Below are 17403 nucleotides of genomic sequence, written 5' to 3'. Positions count from 1 at the left end.
TTTTGTTAGTGTATCCCGTAGTTGTTACAAATACGTTACGATGTCTATACACAACCGATTTCTCCTGTTCAGGGGATATGAAGCAAACGAAGAGGAATGCCCATGCAGGTATGGATTATTGATGACGATGCGGCACTCAGGACCTTGCTGTCGACCGCGCTTTCCGGGTGGGGCGCCCATGTCTCGGGTTTCGGGTCGGTCGAGGAGGCACTTCGGGCCATCGAAGGGGGAGCGCCACAACCCGATGTATGCTTTGCAGACTGGACTTTGAAGGACGGCCCCGTGCTTCGCGTCAAACCCTTGATGCCGGATACGCGATTTGTCGTCATGTCGGGAAACCCTGCGGCGGAGGAGGGGCTTCCGAAGGATATTCAATGGCTTGCGAAACCCTTTCGGTTGTCCGAGTTAAACCGGATGGTCATGGCGGAGCGCTAGCTTGCGTCCCGTGACCTCTTGTGCTACCATTCAGGGGAATTCTGGAACACCTACGCGCGATTACTTCACAGCGAAAGCATGCGGTTAAAAATCGGAGACTTCGGGTAGATTAGAGACACCCCCGATTGTTGCCGTGTTTTCTACATGATATCCCAAATCTCTCAATTTCTGGAGGCCTTACATGGAGCGCGAACTAGCGCTGGAGTTTGTCCGAGTGACCGAAGCCGCTGCCATCCAAGCGGGACGGTTGATGGGCCGCGGGGACAAGAACGGCGCGGATAAATTGGCCGTCGATGCCATGCGGGCGATGCTCGACACGGTCGACATCCGCGGGACGGTGGTCATCGGCGAAGGAGAAATGGACGAAGCGCCGATGCTCTACATCGGCGAGGAGATTGGCGACGGTCAAGGAGATCGGGTTGATATTGCCGTGGATCCCGTTGAAGGGACCAATTTGGTAGCCAAAGGTTTGCCCGGGGCGATTGCGGTCATGGCCGTTGCGCCCAAAGGCTGCTTGTTGCATGCGCCCGACATGTACATGCAGAAGATTGTTACTGGCCCCGCTGGACGCGGTGTCATCGCGTTGGATGCCCCCATCGAGGAAAATTTGGAGAAATTAGCAGAACGCTTAGAGAAGCCGGTCGCCGACCTTACAGCCGTTATTTTAGACCGTCCGCGACATCAAGAGCTTATCGACCGTATTCGTCGGGTGGGGGCGCGGATTCGCCTGATTTCCGACGGCGACGTGTCCCCGGCGGTCGCCGCATCGGTACCCGATTCCGGCATTGATTTGGTAGTGGGTTCGGGCGGCGCCCCCGAAGGGGTCATTGCCGCGGCCGCGGTCAAGTGCCTCGGCGGCGAAATGCAGGCGCGCCTCTTGCCCGAGGATGCGGCCCAAGAAGAGCGGGTACGCGCCATGGGACTCGAGAATCCCCGTCAGCTTTTAACCTTGGATGATCTGGTGCGGGGCGACGACGTGCTCTACGTGGCCACGGCCATTACCGACACGGATCTGCTTGATGGCGTTCACTATGGCCCCCTTTATTGTTCGACCCATTCTGTGGTGCTTAGGTCCAAGAGTGGTACGGTCCGTTTCGTGCGGGCTGACCACCAGCTAAACCGCAAGTGGCCCCAAGGGCGGCCAGTGACGCAACTGAGGAGGAAAAACTAGTTTTATGGCAGACGATTTAAACAAAGCGGCTGAGACCGCGGAAGAGACTCCCAAGCGCACCCGGCGCACACGCACCAAATCCAGGGCAGCCGAGAGTCCGTCGGAACCGCAAGCCAACGCAGAATCCACGGCGGCTCCGAAGCGGCGCGGACGCAAGAAAAAGAGCGAGGCAGCGCCGGAACCTGCGACCGAGCAGGTGGATGTGGCATCGCCCATGCCCTATCCCGACCCGGTACCTGAGCCACCAGCTTCCCACGTGCCCGAGGGCGAAACGGTACCCGAAAAGAAGCAGAAGCCCACGCGCCGCCGACGGCCGCGCAAAACAGAATCTGCCCCGATCGAATCAGTCGTCGAGTCCCAGCCATCCGCCGACAAGAATGAATCGGCCAAGGCAGCAGAGGAAAATCCCCATTCCAAGGAAGACGTGAAACCCGAGGCCAAGCCAGCGGAGGCTCAATCGGTGTCGGAGTCCTCTACCGCAACCCCCGTGGAAGTGGACGTTGCATCGCCCATGCCGTTTCCCGTGCCGGTTCCCAAACCGCTTGAGACCGAGCCGGCGGTGTCCCCCGCAACGCCCATTCCTTCTGCATCCGCGGTTCCCGCACCTGCACGGGTGTCTCCTCGACCTTCCGAGGCGGCCGAAGCCAATGGCTCCTATGCGGGCCGTCCGCGGGACAACCGGCGGCCGGACCATCGCGACCGTGGACCGGCGGGACCCGGGCGCCGCGACCTTCCGCGTCAACGGGAACCGCAGTTGACTATGGCGCAATTGGAGTCCATGACGCTATTGGAACTGTATAAATTGGCTCGCCAGTTCAACATTGATAATTTCCGCCAGTACAAGAAGGGCGAACTCATTTGGGAAATTCTCCGCGCCCGGACCCATAAAGATGGGTTTGTGTTTGTTCAGGGACTCTTGGATATTGTGGGCGATTATGGGTTTTTGCGCCCCACGGACTTTCAGCGAAGCCGCGAGGATGTCTATGTCTCGGCCTCCCAGATTCGGCGTTTTGATCTGCGCGCCGGCGACCAGGTGTCAGGGCAGGCCCGTCCGCCCAAAGATGGGGAACGGTATTTCGCCCTATTGCGGGTAGAGGCGGTGAATGGCCTCTCTCCCGAAAAGTCGGCGGAACGTCCCGATTTTGATGGACTGACGCCCATTTTCCCCAATTCCCGGTTTCGATTGGAAACCTCGCGAGAGGATTTGGCCTGTCGGGTGGTGGATATTATTGCTCCCATCGGCCGCGGTCAGCGCGGCCTCATCGTGGCACCTCCAAAAGCCGGAAAAACTGTGCTATTGAAAAAGCTGGCCAACGCCATCGCCCAAAACAGCCCGGAAACGCGTCTCATGGTGCTGCTGATTGACGAACGTCCGGAAGAGGTCACGGACATGGAGCGCTCGGTGCGTGGGGAAGTGGCGAGTTCTACCTTTGATGAGCCTCCGGAAGATCATATTCGGGTGGCCGAGATGGTCTTGGAACGGGCCAAGCGGTTGGTCGAGATGGGGTTGGATGTGGTCATCCTGTTGGACTCCATTACCCGCCTGGCGCGCGCCTACAACTTGACCATTCCCGCTTCGGGCCGTACGCTCTCCGGTGGAATGGATCCGGCCGCCTTGCATAAGCCGAAACGCTTCTTTGGGGCGGCCCGCAAGGTGGAGAACGGCGGGAGCCTGACAATTTTGGCCACCGCCTTGGTTGACACCGGCTCGCGCATGGATGACGTTATTTATGAAGAGTTCAAGGGAACCGGCAACATGGAGCTTCACCTGGATCGGAAACTCGCGGAGCGGCGCACCTTCCCCGCTTTGGACATCAAGCGATCCGGAACCCGCCGTGAAGATTTGCTCATGTCGCCGGAAGAACTGGATGTGGTCTGGCAGGTAAGAAAGGCCATTCACAACCTTGGCAATCAGGAAGCGACCGAGTTGCTTTTGCAAAACTTGAAGCGCACCCGCTCCAATGCCGAGTTCTTTAAGTTGTTTATGGCCAGTCAGGGAGGTCAAGGATAAATGGCTAGTCGGGTATTGGTGGTTGATGACGACGCGCATATCCGCGAACTCTGCCGCCTCTACCTGACCCATGACGGTTTCGTGGTGGACGAGGCAGTGGACGGGCAAGAGGCCCTCGATGCCATCAACGGCAACGCTTATGACCTGGTGGTGCTGGATTTAATGATGCCGCAGGTGGATGGCTTTGATGTGCTGAGCGAGGTGCGCCAACGCGACCAATGGCTCCCGGTGGTCATGCTGACCGCCATGGGTGACGAAGAGGACCGGATTTTGGGGCTGGACATGGGGGCCGATGATTATGTCATTAAGCCGTTCAGTCCCAAAGAGCTGGTGGCCCGGGTGAAGGCGGTATTGCGCCGGGCCACCGCCGAGCCGCCGGCTCGCCCATCAACCGTCATTCGTCATCCCGGTCTCATGATTGATGTAGAAAAGCGAACGGCTCACGCCGGGCAGGAGGCCCTCTCCCTCACTCCCCGGGAGTTCGATTTGCTCGCTTTTTTGGCCAGCAATCCGCGCCAAATTTTTAGCCGCGACGTTCTCTTGGATCGAGTCTGGGGATTTGAATTTGAAGGCGACAGCCGCACCGTGGATGTCCACGTGACGCGTCTCAGACAGAAACTTTTGGCCACGTCCACCCCGTACGAATATCTGGACACGGTGTGGGGCCAGGGCTATCGATTTCAACCCAAACCGAGGTCAACCTGATGCGTTTTGGCTGGCTGAAGCGTCTCTCCGGTCAACTCGTTTTGAGTCACGTCTTTGTAGCGGTGGTGGTGCTAGCCTTCGCTCTGGGAGTTGCGCAACTCACGTTCCGCCATTATTTAGCCGTAACGCAGTTAACCCAACTCTCCGAACAGGGGCAGGTCATCGCTCGCAATGTCGGGCCGCAATATTTCTCCGGCACCATGCCTGATTATGTGGCCAAGGATTACATTCATATTTTGCAGGGGGCATTGAAAGCCCAAGTTACCTTGGTGAGCGACACAGGCCAGGTAGAATTGCCGCCTACTGGAAACATTCAGTTTCAGGCGGTGGGTATTCCAGAGTCCGCGCTGGCCCGTGTGGCGGAGCAAGGTCAGGTGTATCGCGGCATTGTGGACAATGTGGCCATTGTGGGGGTGCCGGTCAAAGCGGGCCCCAGCTATTTGGGGCCGTCCTATGGACCCAACATTCTGGGGGCCGTCTTTGTGGAGTCCCCGCTTTCCATATCCCAAGGAACGGCCAACACGCTCACTCGACTATTGCTCTTGGGCGAATTGGTGGCCGTCATTATGGTGGGCGCACTTGCCTATGCGATTAGCTGGCGCCTGTCGCGGCCGCTCCAGGAGTTGCGCCGAGTGGTAGCGGGTACGGGACGGGCGGATGATGCGCCGCGAGTGCCGGCGGCCGAAGATCAGGGGCCGTTGGAAGTCCAGGAGCTGGCTCGGGAGTTTAACCGACTGGAGGATCGCATTCAGGCCCAAGTCGGGCAATTGAAGCGCGAGGCGGAGGCCCGAGACGCCCTGTTGGCACACGTCGCCCATGATTTAAGAACGCCGCTGACGTCCATTCGGGGTTTTTTGGAGGCTGTGAAGGACGGCGTGGCCACAGGCGATGCCGGGGATCGAGCGGTGCAGGTCGCGTGGGAGGAAACGCTCCGTTTGCAGCGCTTGGTGAACCGGCTCCTTAGGGCTACCCGCATCCGAAGCGAGAGCGGGACGATGGTGCCGCTCTCGCTTCATCAAATTGTGGGTAAGACCATGGAACGGGTCAAGCCGGTCATGGACGAAAAAGACTTGAAACTGGTCTGGTCGACGCAGGAGGACGCGACCGTCTTGGCCAATGAGGACTATTTGGTGGAGGCCCTAGTGAACGTGGTGGACAATGCCGTCAAATGGTCGCCTGAGGGCGGCACCATCACGATAGAGACAATTAGGGAAACAAGTCGGGCGGTGGTGCGGGTGTCGGATCAAGGACCCGGCATTCCGGAAGAACTGTTGCCGCGTGTTTTTGAGCGTTTTGTCACAGGCGATGCGTCCCGACAGAGCTCAAACGGGTTGGGGCTCTTTATTGTTGATGAGGTGATGCGCCATCACCGCGGAGGTGTCGACATCCACTCCACACCTGGTGAAGGGACGACGGTGGAATTGTGGCTTCCCTGTGCTACGGGATAAGATCGGCACAAACCCGACGCTTGCGCGCCCCAGGGTTGTTTGATAAAATAGCCGTTGATGCTTAATGAGCGGGAAGAAGGTGATTTCATGAAGGCCGACATTCATCCTCAGTATCATCGCACAACGGTGACTTGTTCCTGCGGTGCCGTCTATCACATCGGCTCCACCCGCGAGAACTTGAAGATCGAAATCTGCGGGAAGTGCCATCCTTTGTATACCGGACAGCAACGGATCGTGGACTCCGGCGGGCGGGTTGAGCGATTCAAGAAGCGCTACGGGATGAAATAGGGTACGAAAACAGAGCCCCGGAGCTCTGTTTTTTCTTTCACCATGGGTAAGGGTGGCGGAGATGGACGAAAGTATATTGGGCCGCTTGGAATCGGCAAAAAAGCGATATTTCGAGCTGCAGGAGGAAATGGCCAATCCGGCCGTTCTCTCCAATCCTGAGCTGGCTAAAAAGTACGGTCAGGAGTTGGCGGAGTGGGAAGAGATTGTCTCCTCCTATGACCGGTGGCACGAAGCCTTGGAGGAATTGGATACCGCCCGCGAGCTTGCCCGGGATGACGATGCGGAAACGCGCGAATGGGCGCTGGCGGAGGCAGACCGCTTGAAGGGCGAGGCCGAGCGATTGGAGGCGCACTTGACGCGTCTCATGACACCCACCGATCCCAATGACCAAAAAAACGTCATCATGGAGATTCGAGGTGGCGCTGGCGGGGAGGAAGCAGCCTTGTTCGCCGCCTCGCTGTTTCGGATGTACGTACGCTATGCAGAACGGCAAGGATGGCGAACCGAGGTGCTGTCATCCAGTCCTACGGATATTGGCGGCTATAAAGAAGTCATTTTTATGATTGAGGGCAGGGGGGCCTATAGTCGCTTAAAGTACGAAAGCGGCGTGCATCGGGTGCAGCGAGTTCCGGTCACGGAAGCGCAAGGACGGATTCATACCTCGACAGTGACCGTGGCCGTGTTGCCGGAAGCGGAAGAGACGGAACTCACCATTAATCCGGATGATTTGCGGATTGACACCATGCGGGCGTCGGGGGCGGGCGGACAGCACGTGAACAAAACGGAGTCGGCCGTTCGCATCACGCATTTGCCGACCAACATTGTGGTGTATTGCCAAGACGAGAAGTCGCAGCTCAAAAACCGGGAAAAGGCCATGCGCGTTTTGCGGGCACGTCTTAAGGACTTATATGATTCGCAAGCTCACAACGCCGTGCAGGAAGAGCGTCGCTCGCAGGTTGGCACCGGCGACCGTTCGGAACGCATTCGCACCTATAATTTCCCGCAAGGGCGCGTGACCGATCACCGCATTGGTCTCACCTTGCACCGTATTGACGGCATCATGGACGGCGATCTGGACGAGCTCATCAACGCCCTTGTCGCGCAAGACGAGGAAGAGCGGCTCAAAGAGGCTTAATGGACGCTTGGCGGCAGCATTTGCAGGAAGCAGCGGAGCAGTTGCGAGCGGCAGGTATTGATAGGGCAGAGCGGGAAGCTCGGTATCTTCTCGAATGGGCAAGCGGCCGCACGCTGGCGGATTGGGTGGCGCATGGCGGCGCCTGGGATGACACGTTAGATGCCCGGTTCGGTGTGGCGCTGAGACGCCGCAGTGAGAGGGAACCGCTAGCCTATATTACCGGGCAGCGCGAATTTTATGGCTTGATGCTTCGGGTGACGCCAGCCGTTCTGATTCCCCGTCCGGAAACCGAAGGGCTGGTCCAGGCCGTGCTGGATATGATTCATCAGAGCCAAGTCCGGGTGGTGGACGTGGGAACCGGTTCAGGTGCGGTGGCTTTAGCCCTTAAGGCAAACAAGCCTGCTTGGACGGTGTATGGTGTGGATCGAAGCGCTGATGCGCTTCGTATCGCCAAGGACAATGCGCGCGCGCTGAACCTATCCGTCCGGTTTTTTCGCTCTGACTTGTTGAGGGAGGCAAGTGGCCCCTTCGATGTGGTGGTGGCCAATCTTCCCTACGTTCCGGACGGATATCGGGGCGATGAGGAACTGTCCCATGAACCGCCTGAAGCTCTTTATGGCGGCCCCGACGGTCTTTCTGCCATCCGAGCGTTGATCGGGCAAGCCCGCTTGAAACTTTCGCCGTGGGGTTGGATATTTTTAGAATGCGGCATAGGGCAAGCTAAGACACTGGGCGACTATCTTCGCGCAAATGGCTTTGATGCGATCAAGGCATTTTCGGATTTGGCGGGGATTCCCCGGGTGGTCGCCGCACAGGTGAGGTCGGAGGGATAGGGATGGCCGAGTATATCAAACCGAGCGAGTTGGTCACGCGATTAGCGGGGCCGACCCCGCCCCTAGTCGTAGATGTTCGCATTGGGCAAATCGGGCAAATCCCCGGAGCGGTGCACGTTCCCGTGCTGGACTTGGAGGATTCGCCCCAAGATTGGGATCGAGATCGGGAGATTGTGGTGTTTTGTCAGTTCGGCAAGGGCGCCAGCGAATATGCAGCCGAAGTTCTGGAAGAGCAGGGATTTCGCCATATCTATAAGCTGGTGGGCGGTATGGATGGTTGGAATGCCTACTTGTCTAGTCTTATGAAGCGGGGGGATGGCGTATAATCCCCCGAAGGCGGGGGGTTAGCATGTCGGGTCCGCAGTGGGTGGCGCTAATTGCCATCGTGGTGCTTTACGTTCTGTTGCTAGGGGATTGGTTCCATCGTGCCTGGGTGGCGTTGGGACTGGCCTTGGCGCTGGTGTTAAGTCAAACCGTATCGCCCGCCACGGCCTTTCACAGCATTGATTGGAATACCATTTTTCTCCTTGCCGGCATGATGATTTTTGTGGCCTATTTAGGGGATGCGGGGCTGTTTGTGCTGTTGGGGCGCTGGGCGAAGAGCTATGCACGGGGCAAGCCCTGGAGGCTATTAGGGGTTTTCTATGTCATTACCGCAGTGGTTTCCGCGTTTTTGGACAACGTCACCACGATCTTGCTTCTCTCGCCGATTCTCATACAAGCGGCCGAGGAAATGGGCGTGGATCCGGTCCCCTTGCTGATGGTGGAAGTCGTCGCTTCCAACATTGGCGGCATGGGCACCTTGATTGGCGATCCGCCCAACATTTTGATTGGAACAGCCGCTAATCTTTCCTTTACCGAGTTTACAACCTTTTTGGGACCGGCCGCGGTGGGGATTCTGGTGCTGTTGGCGCTGCTATTGCCCCGCTACGTGAAAATGGCGCCGGCCGCTCCTATCCAGTCTCGAGATGACGCTGATGATGCCCGTCCGATTGCCCGACGCCGGCTGCTGGCGTTGTTGGGCGTGTTGGTGCTGATGTTGGCCGGGTTTGTGCTGCAGCGGCAACTGGGGGTGCCGGTCGGCTACATTGCCCTCTTCGGGGCACTGGTTGCGACCGTCATTGCTGGAAGTCTCGGGCGCCATTGGTGGCGTCGCGTCGACTACGGAACGCTGGGCTTCTTCATCGGCGTTTTTGTGCTGGTGGGTGCCCTGGAGTCATCGGGGCTGATTCATTATGTGGCGGGCTGGCTGCTCATTCCGGGCCTCGGCCCCTGGTTGCCGTTTCTGCTCTTTTTGGGCAGCGCAATTTTTTCCGCGCTGTTGGACAACGTCCCTTTGGTGGCGGCCTTGATTCCCGTGCTGGCCCACATGGTCGCTCAGGATCCACATTTTGGGGTAGAATTATGGGTGGCCGTCGCTATGGGGGCGGCTCTTGGAGGAAACGCGACGGTTATTGGTGCTTCGGCCAATGTGGTCGCGCAAGGGTTGGCGCTTGAGCGGGGCTACCCATTAAGCTTTGCCCGATATGCCCGTTTTGGACTCAAAACGGCGGGGTTCACCGCCTTGTTGGGCTTGGCCTATCTGGCCATTCGATTTTAGGGGGACTTGTGGAGACCGTAATTCTCAAGCCGGACATGTTGAATCCGGCGGTCGAGGCGTTGAAGGCCGGGGAACTGGTGGCCTTTCCCACTGAGACAGTTTATGGACTCGGGGCGGACGGATTGAACGGCGAGGCTGCCGCCAAAATATTTCGTGCCAAGGGCCGTCCCCAAGACAACCCGTTAATTTTGCATGTGAAGAATCCGGAAGATTTGGAAGCACTGGCTTTGGGTCCGTTGCCGTCTTCGGCCGTTCAGTTGGTGGAGGCCTTCTGGCCGGGACCCTTGACGGTGGTGGTTCGGGCTCACCCGAAAATTCCGGCGGTGGTACGGGGAGGACTTGATACGGTGGCGGTGCGGGCACCCGACCATCCCGTGGCGCGTGCTCTGATTGCTGGCCTGAATAACCCCATTGCCGCACCCAGCGCCAATTTAAGCGGTCGGCCCAGCCCGACTAGTGCTTCGGCGGTTTGGGCGGATTTGCAGGGGCGGGTCGGCTACATCATCGATGGCGGACCCACACGGGTTGGTTTGGAGTCGACGGTGGTAGACTGCACCGTCACCCCCGTCGTGTTGCTGCGGCCGGGCGGAGTCTCCTTGGAAATGGTGGCGAGCGTGGTGGGCGAGGTCGCGTTACCGGACGGTCACGGTCCGGCTCGGGCACCGGGGATGAAGTATCGCCATTATGCGCCCAACGCTCCGGTGGTTTGGGTGCAGAGCGCCAGCCCCGCTCGTGTCCAAGCACTCCTGCCTGAGCTAAAGGACCGCTATGGGGCATTGGCCCTCATCGCGCCGGAGTCGTTCTCTTCCATCGCCCGAGGCCCGTGGGCAAGCCTGGGGGAGGACGACGTGTCAGCCGCACACCGGCTGTTCGGGGCTATCCGCGCGTTAGATGCGGGCAATCCCGGAGCTATTGTGGTAGTGTGGGAATCGGACCATGGCTTGGGCTTAGCCATTCGAAACCGGATCGAAAAGGCGGCCGGGGTTAGGATTAAAGCATGAGCAAGGAAGTTCCGGAGATATTGTTTGTTTGTACTGGCAATACTTGTCGTAGTCCCATGGCGGAGGCGCTGTGGAAGGCGATGGGAGGACGGGGCGCGTCGGCGGGTGTTTCGGCCTGGTCGGGACAACCGGCTGCGGAATTTGCCCAGCTTGTGGTCACACGATATGGTGGCCGCTTGGACAGCCATCGGGCCCGCGATCTGGATGAGATTCGCGACGACCCGGATTTTGTTCTCACCATGACAGAGTCACAGCGTTTGCAGGTGATGGAGCGGCGGCCAGATTGGAACGATCGCACCTTTTGCCTCGGTGACTTCGCCGGCGAACCGGGAGACATCCAGGATCCGGCTGGTCATGATCGCGAGACCTATCAGGCGGTCGCCGATCGGCTTCATGCTCTCTTAGCCCGTTTAAAAGAACGACTGGATACGAAACTGGAATAATCAACGAAGCCAAGGAGATGGGACGATGCGGATAGCAGTGGGCGCAGATCATGCGGGGTGGCCGTTGAAGGAGCCCTTGGTGGCATTTCTCATTGAACATGGCTGGGATGTCGAGGATTTTGGGACCTTTAGCCCGGACTCGGTGGATTACCCCGATTATGCCCTGAAAGTCGGAGAGGCCGTCGCACGGGGCAATGTCGACCGGGGCCTGTTGTTGTGCGGCAGTGGCCAGGGAATGTGCATGACCGCCAACAAAATTATTGGGGTGCGGGCCGCGTTGGCCCATGATGTGGTATCGGCGCGTCTGGCTCGTGAGCACAACGACGCGAATGTTCTCACCATGGGCGGGAGATTTGTGGCTCAGCCCCTGGCAGAGGAAATTCTCCTCACGTTTTTGTCCACCGAGTTCGCGGGCGGACGGCACGTGCGCCGGGTGGAGAAGATTCAAACCATCGAACGGCGGGAACCAGGACTTTAAACCTGTGAGTTGAGGGATACTAATGATCTTGGTCGATCACCCGCTGGTGCGGGTGCATATTACTGCGCTTCGGAACAAGGCCACCTCAGTCGATGCCTTTCGTTTGCATTTGACGGCGCTGGCGCGGCTTATGGCCTTCCCGGTTTTAGGGAATTTGGCTACTCAGGAGATCGAGGTGACCACGCCCATGGCTCAGACGGTGGGCGTTCGACTCCTGCGCGAGCCGATTTTAGTTCCGGTACTGAGAGCGGGACTCGGATTGGTGGAGGGGTTTCGCGATGTCATTCCCGGGGCGGTGGTTTCCCACCTGGGCATGTATCGGGATCATGAGACCTTAAAGCCGGTGCGCTACTATTCCAATTTCCCCATGGAGCGCCAGAATCACCCATTTATCCTGCTCGATCCGATGCTGGCGACGGGGGGATCGGCGGTGGATGCGCTGGATTATTTAAAGTCGGAGGGCGCCCAAGACATTCGACTGGTGAGCATCATTGCTGCTCCGGAAGGCGTGGCGCGGGTGGCAAACACGCACCCGGACGTGCCCGTTTACACGGCGGCACTGGACAAACGACTGGACGAACACGGTTACATTATTCCCGGGTTGGGGGATGCGGGTGATCGCCAGTTTGGCACCCTTTAGCCGGGCTTCCGTCAAGGCTTGGCGAAATCGCCACCACTTGACTTCAATTTCCCCTATCGCTATACTTATGGCTCGGTGAGGGGTAGTTTCGTTATGCCTACCCGACTGCGAGAGATGCCGTGTTTCCTCGAAATTCGCCGAAGCCTGGCGCCAGTTTGTTCCGCCGGTCACAAGCGCGATGCGAGGTGCCGCTGTTGAAAGAGGTGACTCCAGGTGGGAGAACCCAAGAAACCAGCCGGTTCCGCCTTCCGTGGAGTGGGTATGGCGGCAGCCATGGCGACTCAACTGGTTTTGGCCATCGTGCTGGGATTTCTGTTGGGTCACTGGATGGACGGCCTCTTGCACACATCGCCGTGGTTGACGATTGTGGGCGTTTTGGCGGGAATTGTGGCGGGCTTCGTGGGGCTCTTTCATTTGTCGAAGGTTATGCCAAAGTGAGAGAATTTCAGAGCCTGTGGAAACAAGCGGCGGTTTTTGCCGTGGTAATCGGCGTGGTATGCGTCGTGATTGCCGCCATTAGCGGGTCTATGGTGGCGTGGGGTATCGCAGCCGGGATTCTGCCAGGTGATATTGATTTGGTGGGACTTGGGCTTCGCCTCCCGTTATGGGCCCGTTTGAATCCCCGCGCAGCCGTTATGGGATTGAATCTTCGACTCTTATCGCGGCTTGTGCTCTTGGGGGTTTATTTTTATGTGCTTCAGCGATATACCCGGGTGAATTTGGATGCGGCGCTGGGCGGCGTGTTTGTCCCCCACCTGATTTATCTGGTGTGGGCGGCCCTCCACCATAAGGGCAAGGGGGTGAACGGATGAATTTTTCCTTGACGGCTTTTCAATGGCCTCCGTTCTGGACGGGTCTCATCACCATGGCGCTGGTGCTGGTGTTTGGCTTGGCGGCGGCGCGGCGCGCGACGGCCGGGGTGCCCTCGGGGACCCAGAACCTGATGGAAACCGCTATTGAAACCTTCCAAGATCTTGTGGGTCAGATGGCCCCGGAAGCGTTAGCGCCCAATCTGTCGTTGCTGGCTTTGACGCTGTTCTTGATGCTGGTCGTGGCCAACATCATCGGATTGTTGCCGTTGCCGTGGTTCGGGGGTGACTGGATTCACTCGCCGACGGCCTTTTTGAGCATCCCAGCAGGGCTGGCTATTTGGATGTTTTTGCTAATCCAATGGGCCGGTATCAAATACAAAGGCTTCGGCGGCTGGGTCTATGGTTGGGTATGGAAGCCGTTTCCGGTTGTTGGGCTGATCATTAACGCGTTGGAACAGTTGGTGATGCCGGTAAGTCTGGCATTCCGGTTGTTTGGAAACATTTTGGCCGGAGAATTGGTGCTCCGTATGACCACGCACCTCCCACACGGTGTGGGCGGGGTTTTGACCACCTTCTTCATTGGCACGTTGTGGCTGGTGTTCAGCTTGGTGATTTCCATGATCCAAGCCTTGATTTTCACCATTCTAACGGTCGCCTACATGAGTATTCAGGCAAACAAAGACCATTAGCGCGCGAGAAAGAGGAGGAGTTTAACAAGTGTTTACGGCGAAAGAGATTATGCTCTTCATCGGAGCATTAGCTGCAGCAGGCGGCGCCATTGGTGCCGGCATCGGCAACGGTTTGGTCATGGGCCGCATGGTAGAAGGGGTCGGCCGTCAGCCTGAGGCGATTGGTCGCCTCTTGACGTGGGCGCTAGTTGGTGTGGCGTTGGTTGAGGCGTGGCCGGTTATCACCTTCGTGCTCTTTGTGTTTACCAAGATTGGTTAGCCTAGACGTTTGAAGGAAGGAGCATTGCCGTGTCCAGCACTTCGTTAACGCTAGGCAATCTCATTGCCGCGGTTCTGCAGTTCCTGATTCTCCTGTTTTTGCTTCGGGCCCTGGTCTACAAAAAGATTTTGGGTGCCATGCAGCAGCGCCGCGACAACATTGCCAAGCAGGTCAACGATTCGGAAAACCTGAAGGCGGAAGCGGAAAAGTTGCGCCAGGAAGCGGAAAGTCTGGTCAGCCAGGCGCGCGACGAGGCCAAGCAGATGTTGGCGCAAGCCCGCCGGGAAAGTGACGAGCAGGCCAAAAAGATTATCGAGCAAGCGCAGCGAGAGGCCAGTTACCGCCAGAAAGCTGCATTGGAGGAAATTGAGCACGAGCGCGATCGTGCGCTTGCCTCGATTCGCAGTCAAGTAGCAGACTTGGTTCTTTTGGCGTCGTCCAAAATCATCGAGCGCAATCTCACCCAGGAAGACCAAAATCGCTACCTCGATGAGATTTTGAAGGATGCGGGGCAACTGCAATGAAGCAGGCAGTGATTGCTCGGCCCTATGCGCGTGCGCTCTTTGAGCTTGCCAAGTCGGCTCACAAAGAGGAGCGCGTCGCGGAGGATTTAGGCCGGATGGTGGCAGTATGGGATGGTGATCGCGCCTTCCGTCTGTTTATCCGTCGGCCGGAGATTTCACCCACCGTCAAAAAAGAGACGGTGCATCGCCTGTTTGGCGACGTGGATGCGCTAGCCGCGCGTTTGGTCGACGTGGTGGTGGACAAGAAGCGGGAAGATTTGCTGTCCACAATTTACGAAGAATACCGGAACCTCTGGGATGAGAGTCGTGGGATTCTTCATGCGGACGTGATTTCGGCCGCCCCCATAAGCCAGGAGCAGCAGGAGGCCATTGCCGAGGCTTTGGGGCGCGCTACCGGGCACACGGTGATGACCACACTAAAGCAGGATCCCTCGCTTCTCGGTGGGCTCGTCATCCGCATGGGCGACCGGGTGCTGGATGGAAGCCTGATCCGCAGATTGGCAATCTTGGGCGACAAGCTACGCAGTGGGGACGGGGGAGGTAGTGTCGTTGAGCATTAAACCAGACGAAATTAGTGCCATTTTAAAAGAAGAGATCGAGAAATATGGCGTCACCACGGAGCTGTCCGAATCGGGCGTGGTGCTCTCCGTCGGAGACGGCATTTCCCGCATCTATGGTCTTGGCGATTGCATGGCCGGCGAGCTGTTGGAGTTTGACAACGGCGTCTATGGTATGGCGCTTAACCTGGAGCAAGACAACGTCGGTTGCGTGATTTTGGGCGATGACCGCGGGATTAAAGAGGGCGATCGGGTACGCCGCACCGGCCGTGTGGTCGAGGTGCCAGCCGGCGAGGCTTTGATTGGCCGCGTGGTGAGTGCCCTCGGGGTGCCGATTGACGGCAAGGGACCCATCGAGACCTCGATTCGCCGCCCCGTGGAATATCCGGCTCCCGGCATCATTGACCGTCAACCGGTGAACACGCCACTGCAGACAGGATTAAAAGCCATTGATGCCATGATTCCGATTGGTCGGGGTCAGCGCGAGCTCATCATTGGCGACCGGCAAACCGGCAAGACGGCGTTAGCCATTGACACCATTTTGAATCAACGCGACCAGAATGTGATTTGCATTTACGTCGGCATTGGCCAGAAAGAATCGACCATTGCGGGTATCGTCCGGACACTGGAAGAGCATGGCGCCATGGAGTACTCCATCGTGGTGTCGGCGGCTGCCAGCGAACCGGCTCCCTTGCAGTACTTGGCTCCTTACGCGGGCTGTGCGATGGGTGAGGAGTTTCGAGACAAGGGCAAGGATGTGCTGGTGGTCTACGACGACCTGTCCAAGCACGCTGTCGCCTATCGCGCTATGTCGCTTTTGCTTCGCCGTCCGCCTGGCCGTGAAGCCTATCCGGGTGACGTGTTCTACCTTCACTCGCGCCTGTTGGAGCGGGCAGCGCGTCTGTCGGATGAGAAGGGTGGCGGCAGCTTAACCGCGCTTCCCATCATTGAGACGCTGGCAGGCGACATTTCGGCGTACATTCCCACCAACGTGATCTCTATCACCGACGGTCAGATCTTCTTGGAGAGCGACCTGTTCTTCTCCGGGGTGCGTCCGGCCGTGAACGTCGGTCTTTCGGTCTCGCGCGTGGGTGGATCGGCGCAGATTAAGGCAATGCGGCAGGTAGCCGGCGGGATGCGCTTGGACTTGGCGCAGTACCGGGAACTGGCGGCCTTCTCGCAGTTCGGATCAGACCTCGACAAGGCCACTCAGGCGCGTTTGGCCCGTGGTGCCCGCACCGTGGAGCTCTTGAAGCAGCCTCAGTACCAGCCGCTTAAGGTTGAGGAACAGGTGGCGGTGATCTTTGCCGTAACCAAGGGCTTTGTGGATGACATCGCGGTGGAGAACGTCCGTGAGTTTGAGCGCGGCTTGCTCCGCTACCTGCACGAAGAACGCGCGAATGTACTCGAGACCATCAGGCAGGAGAAGTCGCTGTCGGACGAAACCACCAAGGCGTTGACGGCGGCCATCGAGGACTTTAAGAAGACGGCGGTGTTTTAAATGGCAGGCGGTTTGCAGGAGCTCAGGCGTCGTATTCGAAGCGTCCAGAACACCGAGCAAATCACCCGCGCCATGAAATTGGTGGCGGGCGCCAAACTTCGCCGGGCCGAGGAACGGGCGCGGGCATCCCGCGAGTACTTCAAGGAAATCCGCGCCGTCACAGCCCGGGCGGTGGCCAAGGGGGGGAATAACCATCCCTTGCTGGAAACGCGCCCCGAAGAGACGGTGGCCATGGTGGTGGTGACGTCCGACCGGGGGCTGGCGGGTCCTTACAATACCAACGTTTTACGGCGTGCTCAGGCCGACATGCGGGCGCTCAATGCCCGTCAGACCGGCGTGTATGCCGTGGGGCGCAAGGGACGCGACTTTTTCCGGTACCGCAACGTCCCCATCGAGGAGGAGTTTGTGGGCCTCGGTGATGATCCCAGCTATCGGCAGGCGAAAGCTGTCGCCGACATCATCATTGCCCGCTACTTAGCTAAAGAAGTGGACGCGGTGTATTTGACCTACACCGAATATAAAAACGCCATGTCTCATGAGCCCAGAACCATTCGGCTCTTGCCGGTTGAGCCGCCCGAGCAATCCGGCCAAGACAAGGCGGGACCGGAATTGGGCTATGTCTTTGAACCGGATCCGCGGGACGTGTTTCAAGATCTGCTCCCACGCTATGTGGAAATGTTGATTTTTGGCGCCCTCTTGGAATCCAAGGCATCAGAGCAAGGGGCGCGGATGACGGCGATGGACAACGCCAGCAAGAATGCGGAGGAACTCATTCGCCGCATGATTTTGTTGCGCAACCGCTTGCGTCAGGCGGCCATTACGCGGGAGATCGCGGAGTTGGTTGGCGGCGCGGAAGCGTTGAAATAGGAGGGT

The 17403-nt window shown here is 58.4% G+C and carries 22 protein-coding genes; all 22 read left to right on the top strand.

The genetic code is table 11. The features are described from left to right. Window positions 1-102 precede the first annotated feature (102 nt). On the top strand, window positions 103-435 hold the full coding sequence (locus tag HIJ39_RS01465; RefSeq protein ID WP_169095951.1) for a DNA-binding transcriptional response regulator: 333 nt from the start codon (window positions 103-105) through the stop codon (window positions 433-435). A gap of 181 nt (window positions 436-616) precedes the next feature. Then, window positions 617-1606: a class II fructose-bisphosphatase gene (glpX, locus tag HIJ39_RS01460; RefSeq protein WP_169095949.1), complete on the top strand. Its 990-nt coding sequence runs from the start codon at window positions 617-619 to the stop codon at window positions 1604-1606. Between the two features lie 4 nt (window positions 1607-1610). Then, window positions 1611-3617, top strand: coding sequence for a transcription termination factor Rho (gene rho, locus HIJ39_RS01455; protein WP_169095947.1), 2007 nt, complete (start codon window positions 1611-1613; stop codon window positions 3615-3617). Then, complete coding sequence (locus HIJ39_RS01450) at window positions 3618-4322, top strand: response regulator transcription factor (protein ID WP_169095945.1); 705 nt, start codon at window positions 3618-3620, stop codon at window positions 4320-4322. Beyond that, window positions 4322-5770 (top strand): sensor histidine kinase, encoded by a 1449-nt coding sequence (locus tag HIJ39_RS01445; protein ID WP_169095943.1) that lies wholly within the window; start codon window positions 4322-4324, stop codon window positions 5768-5770. Before HIJ39_RS01450 ends, HIJ39_RS01445 begins: the two co-directional genes overlap by 1 nt. Before the next feature lie 87 nt (window positions 5771-5857). Next, the gene (gene rpmE / locus HIJ39_RS01440; RefSeq protein WP_169095941.1) at window positions 5858-6058 is read left to right on the top strand and encodes a 50S ribosomal protein L31; all 201 of its coding nucleotides are present in this window, start codon (window positions 5858-5860) and stop codon (window positions 6056-6058) included. 61 nt (window positions 6059-6119) lie between these two features. Continuing rightward, window positions 6120-7193, top strand: a complete 1074-nt coding sequence (gene prfA, locus HIJ39_RS01435) for a peptide chain release factor 1 (RefSeq protein ID WP_207711397.1) — start codon at window positions 6120-6122, stop codon at window positions 7191-7193. After that, complete coding sequence (gene prmC / locus HIJ39_RS01430) at window positions 7193-8026, top strand: peptide chain release factor N(5)-glutamine methyltransferase (RefSeq protein WP_169095939.1); 834 nt, start codon at window positions 7193-7195, stop codon at window positions 8024-8026. Before prfA ends, prmC begins: the two co-directional genes overlap by 1 nt. 2 nt (window positions 8027-8028) lie before the next feature. Beyond that, the gene (locus tag HIJ39_RS01425; RefSeq protein ID WP_169095937.1) at window positions 8029-8352 is read left to right on the top strand and encodes a rhodanese-like domain-containing protein; all 324 of its coding nucleotides are present in this window, start codon (window positions 8029-8031) and stop codon (window positions 8350-8352) included. A 23-nt stretch (window positions 8353-8375) separates the two neighbouring features. Next, window positions 8376-9626 carry an ArsB/NhaD family transporter gene (locus HIJ39_RS01420; RefSeq protein ID WP_169095935.1) on the top strand — a complete coding sequence of 417 codons (1251 nt, stop codon included), beginning with the start codon at window positions 8376-8378 and terminating at the stop codon, window positions 9624-9626. Window positions 9627-9634: 8 nt separating this feature from the next. Further along, window positions 9635-10627, top strand: coding sequence for an L-threonylcarbamoyladenylate synthase (locus HIJ39_RS01415; protein ID WP_169095933.1), 993 nt, complete (start codon window positions 9635-9637; stop codon window positions 10625-10627). After that, window positions 10624-11070, top strand: coding sequence for an arsenate reductase/protein-tyrosine-phosphatase family protein (locus HIJ39_RS01410; RefSeq protein ID WP_169095931.1), 447 nt, complete (start codon window positions 10624-10626; stop codon window positions 11068-11070). Before HIJ39_RS01415 ends, HIJ39_RS01410 begins: the two co-directional genes overlap by 4 nt. A gap of 25 nt (window positions 11071-11095) precedes the next feature. Continuing rightward, entirely contained in the window at window positions 11096-11548 is a 453-nt protein-coding gene (gene rpiB / locus HIJ39_RS01405; protein WP_169095929.1) for a ribose 5-phosphate isomerase B, read from the top strand. A gap of 22 nt (window positions 11549-11570) precedes the next feature. Next, the gene (upp, locus tag HIJ39_RS01400; protein WP_169095927.1) at window positions 11571-12188 is read left to right on the top strand and encodes a uracil phosphoribosyltransferase; all 618 of its coding nucleotides are present in this window, start codon (window positions 11571-11573) and stop codon (window positions 12186-12188) included. 213 nt (window positions 12189-12401) lie between these two features. Continuing rightward, on the top strand, window positions 12402-12626 hold the full coding sequence (locus tag HIJ39_RS01395; protein ID WP_338055046.1) for an AtpZ/AtpI family protein: 225 nt from the start codon (window positions 12402-12404) through the stop codon (window positions 12624-12626). Further along, complete coding sequence (locus HIJ39_RS01390) at window positions 12623-13000, top strand: hypothetical protein (RefSeq protein WP_169095925.1); 378 nt, start codon at window positions 12623-12625, stop codon at window positions 12998-13000. Before HIJ39_RS01395 ends, HIJ39_RS01390 begins: the two co-directional genes overlap by 4 nt. Then, window positions 12997-13689, top strand: a complete 693-nt coding sequence (atpB, locus tag HIJ39_RS01385) for a F0F1 ATP synthase subunit A (RefSeq protein WP_169095923.1) — start codon at window positions 12997-12999, stop codon at window positions 13687-13689. The genes HIJ39_RS01390 and atpB overlap by 4 nt, the downstream gene beginning before the upstream one ends. Before the next feature lie 28 nt (window positions 13690-13717). Next, window positions 13718-13948 (top strand): ATP synthase F0 subunit C, encoded by a 231-nt coding sequence (gene atpE, locus HIJ39_RS01380; protein WP_169095921.1) that lies wholly within the window; start codon window positions 13718-13720, stop codon window positions 13946-13948. A gap of 29 nt (window positions 13949-13977) precedes the next feature. After that, a complete protein-coding gene (atpF, locus tag HIJ39_RS01375; RefSeq protein ID WP_169095919.1) occupies window positions 13978-14472 on the top strand; it encodes a F0F1 ATP synthase subunit B in 495 nt (164 codons plus the stop codon). Then, window positions 14469-15032 carry an ATP synthase F1 subunit delta gene (gene atpH, locus HIJ39_RS01370; RefSeq protein WP_169095917.1) on the top strand — a complete coding sequence of 188 codons (564 nt, stop codon included), beginning with the start codon at window positions 14469-14471 and terminating at the stop codon, window positions 15030-15032. Before atpF ends, atpH begins: the two co-directional genes overlap by 4 nt. Further along, a complete protein-coding gene (gene atpA / locus HIJ39_RS01365) occupies window positions 15022-16530 on the top strand; it encodes a F0F1 ATP synthase subunit alpha (RefSeq protein WP_169095915.1) in 1509 nt (502 codons plus the stop codon). The genes atpH and atpA overlap by 11 nt, the downstream gene beginning before the upstream one ends. Further along, a complete protein-coding gene (atpG, locus tag HIJ39_RS01360) occupies window positions 16531-17397 on the top strand; it encodes an ATP synthase F1 subunit gamma (protein WP_169095913.1) in 867 nt (288 codons plus the stop codon). The last annotated feature ends 6 nt before the right edge of the window (window positions 17398-17403 follow it).

The organism is Sulfobacillus harzensis (genome assembly GCF_012933365.1).
Lineage (GTDB): Bacteria > Bacillota > Sulfobacillia > Sulfobacillales > Sulfobacillaceae > Sulfobacillus_B > Sulfobacillus_B harzensis.
The sequence above is the reverse complement of the archived record's forward strand: the minus strand, read 5'-3'. Positions and strand labels throughout refer to the sequence as shown.

Bases quoted from the DNA above. Each gene is read 5' to 3' on its own strand.
- HIJ39_RS01410 (WP_169095931.1), top strand. From the start codon at position 10,624: ATGAGCAAGGAAGTTCCGGAGATATTGTTTGTTTGTACTGGCAATACT.
- HIJ39_RS01445 (WP_169095943.1), top strand. From the start codon at position 4,322: ATGCGTTTTGGCTGGCTGAAGCGTCTCTCCGGTCAACTCGTTTTGAGT.
- prfA (WP_207711397.1), top strand. From the start codon at position 6,120: ATGGACGAAAGTATATTGGGCCGCTTGGAATCGGCAAAAAAGCGATAT.
- rpmE (WP_169095941.1), top strand. From the start codon at position 5,858: ATGAAGGCCGACATTCATCCTCAGTATCATCGCACAACGGTGACTTGT.
- rho (WP_169095947.1), top strand. From the start codon at position 1,611: ATGGCAGACGATTTAAACAAAGCGGCTGAGACCGCGGAAGAGACTCCC.
- prmC (WP_169095939.1), top strand. From the start codon at position 7,193: ATGGACGCTTGGCGGCAGCATTTGCAGGAAGCAGCGGAGCAGTTGCGA.
- HIJ39_RS01465 (WP_169095951.1), top strand. From the start codon at position 103: ATGCAGGTATGGATTATTGATGACGATGCGGCACTCAGGACCTTGCTG.
- glpX (WP_169095949.1), top strand. From the start codon at position 617: ATGGAGCGCGAACTAGCGCTGGAGTTTGTCCGAGTGACCGAAGCCGCT.
- upp (WP_169095927.1), top strand. From the start codon at position 11,571: ATGATCTTGGTCGATCACCCGCTGGTGCGGGTGCATATTACTGCGCTT.
- atpH (WP_169095917.1), top strand. From the start codon at position 14,469: ATGAAGCAGGCAGTGATTGCTCGGCCCTATGCGCGTGCGCTCTTTGAG.
- HIJ39_RS01425 (WP_169095937.1), top strand. From the start codon at position 8,029: ATGGCCGAGTATATCAAACCGAGCGAGTTGGTCACGCGATTAGCGGGG.
- HIJ39_RS01420 (WP_169095935.1), top strand. From the start codon at position 8,376: ATGTCGGGTCCGCAGTGGGTGGCGCTAATTGCCATCGTGGTGCTTTAC.
- atpG (WP_169095913.1), top strand. From the start codon at position 16,531: ATGGCAGGCGGTTTGCAGGAGCTCAGGCGTCGTATTCGAAGCGTCCAG.
- atpB (WP_169095923.1), top strand. From the start codon at position 12,997: ATGAATTTTTCCTTGACGGCTTTTCAATGGCCTCCGTTCTGGACGGGT.
- HIJ39_RS01450 (WP_169095945.1), top strand. From the start codon at position 3,618: ATGGCTAGTCGGGTATTGGTGGTTGATGACGACGCGCATATCCGCGAA.
- rpiB (WP_169095929.1), top strand. From the start codon at position 11,096: ATGCGGATAGCAGTGGGCGCAGATCATGCGGGGTGGCCGTTGAAGGAG.